Origin of the sequence: Bacillus sp. JJ783 (assembly GCF_036963225.1) — a bacterium.
GTDB classification, from domain to species: Bacteria; Bacillota; Bacilli; order Bacillales; family Bacillaceae_G; genus Bacillus_A; species Bacillus_A cereus_U.
The window spans coordinates 394-2,396 of the sequence record NZ_JBALMG010000170.1; the positions used below are offsets into that span (position 1 = coordinate 394).

Sequence of the window (2,003 nt, forward strand, 5' to 3'; positions counted from 1 at the left end):
AATAAAGTATACGATAAAAAATACAGTAAAAAAAGGACACGCTCGTCAGATACTCCTAGCAAGCGTGTTCTTTTACACTTTTCTACCAATGAAACTATTATTTTACTCCTACGTCATTCCAAGCTTTTTGTACAGCTTGATATGTCGCGCTATTAACGCCATCGTAATCAGCAACAGATTGTAATAAAGCAGCACGTGCTTTGCTGAAATCACTTGTTGGTGTTAAGTACGTTGTTAAAGCACGGTAGTAGATTTTTTCTGCTTTTTCCTTACCAATAGCATTGATTGTTAAATAAGCAGCTTTATTTGGAATACCGCTATTGATATGTACGCCGCCATTGTCTCCTTCTTCTGTTGGTGGTAAATATTGATAGTCATTCATATGAGCAGGTTGGCCATACTTTTCAGGATTTGATAAGCTGCGAAGTGCATCTCCTGCAACTTTTGGCGTAGTTACAGCTTCTCCTAAATCCCAGTTGGCTGGATCAACGAAATATCCAAATACATCAGAAAAAGATTCATTTAGTGCCCCGGATTGATTTAGGTATTCAAGCTCAGCTGACTTTTCAGTTACCGCATGTGTTAGTTCGTGTGCAACAACATCAAGCGAACCTGAAAGCGGTGCGAATTCAACACCATCGCCATCACCATAAACCATTTGTTGTCCATTCCAGAATGCATTATTGTAGTTGGTTCCGAAATTGATTCCAGAACGAATCGTTGCACCTTTTCCATCAAAACTGTTACGGTTATGAACATTTTTATAATAATCATATACTTTTCCTGCATTAAAATGAGCATCAACTGCAGGAGCTTGGCTCTTATCTATCCAAGCATTATCTTTATCGAATAGAGCGTAATTATCTGGATTTTGCCAATCAGTGCCATGATTAGTTGTAGTTGTCTCAATAACGCCACCATTCATCGGCTTTGTTGTGTCTTTTAAATAGTATTTTCCATATTGACTGCTATAAGTTGTATTCAGGCTTTTTCGATCCCCTAATACGCCGTTGCCATAGCCTTTTTGCGGAGTATCTGCATCTGTAACTGCATTATATGAATTTACAATTGTTCCATCTTCTGCGTTTACATAGATTTTCCAGTTTGCTCCATAAGGTTTAATGAATTGTAATTGTACTTTATAAGTTAAGTAATAATTCCCGTCTTTTTCATAAACAACTAAATCTGCCTTTTCATTTGTAGATTTTACGGTTTCTTTCATTTGTTCTAACGGAGTCCCATTTGTTTCTACAAATGTATCTTTTTTTGCTAGATTAATATGTTTCCATGCATTTGAAAGGGCAGTTTCATTTGAAATCTTTGCCTTTGTATTTCCTTTCAAACGTTCAGCGGCAGCGGGATGTACGTCTCCGTTTACCGTTGTTACTTTGCCATCACGATCTGTATGAACAATGAAACGTGCACCATCAACTGGAACTTTATTAATAGATTGAATGTACACATAATGTTTCATTCCTAAATCATCTGACTTTATTTCTTTCAGTGTTAAGTCAGTTTGTGGGTTGATTTTAAATAATTCTTTATTTTCTTCAAGGAACGATTTTACCGCCTTTTCTGAGTCTACTTTTTTACCAGATAATTTTCCTGAAAGGAAAGATGGATTTCCTTGTTCATCATTCCACTTTTTTTGAACGACTTCCATTTTGTCCAAAGCTTCTTGCTGCGATACTTGTTCTGCTGCAAAGGCACTTGAAAATGGAGCACCTAAAACCATTCCAGTTGCTAGTAATGTAACGATGGATTTCTTCATTTTTATTTCTCCTCTCAATACTACGTATAATAAAGATGTATCTTATTAAGGAATTATACAGAAAAAACATTATCTTGTTATTATAAATGCAAAATTACATATTTTTTTAAAATTCTAATATTTCTAACGTTCTATCAGCTCCTTGTTATAGAAACATCCTTTCTCACAATGATTTATGGATGGAGGAATTTAGGATGTAATGTTGCTAAACACTCTGTTCCAAAGGTTTTAT

General features: G+C 35.3%; 1 protein-coding gene. It reads right to left on the minus strand.

The annotated features are described in order from the left end of the window. Window positions 1-97: 97 nt before the first annotated feature. On the minus strand, window positions 98-1,771 hold the full coding sequence (locus tag V7038_RS26505; protein ID WP_335695879.1) for a M4 family metallopeptidase: 1,674 nt from the start codon (window positions 1,769-1,771) through the stop codon (window positions 98-100). Window positions 1,772-2,003: the final 232 nt, after the last annotated feature.

Excerpts from the sequence above, each read along its gene's own strand:
- V7038_RS26505 (WP_335695879.1), bottom strand. The coding sequence starts at position 1,771 with ATGAAGAAATCCATCGTTACATTACTAGCAACTGGAATGGTTTTAGGT.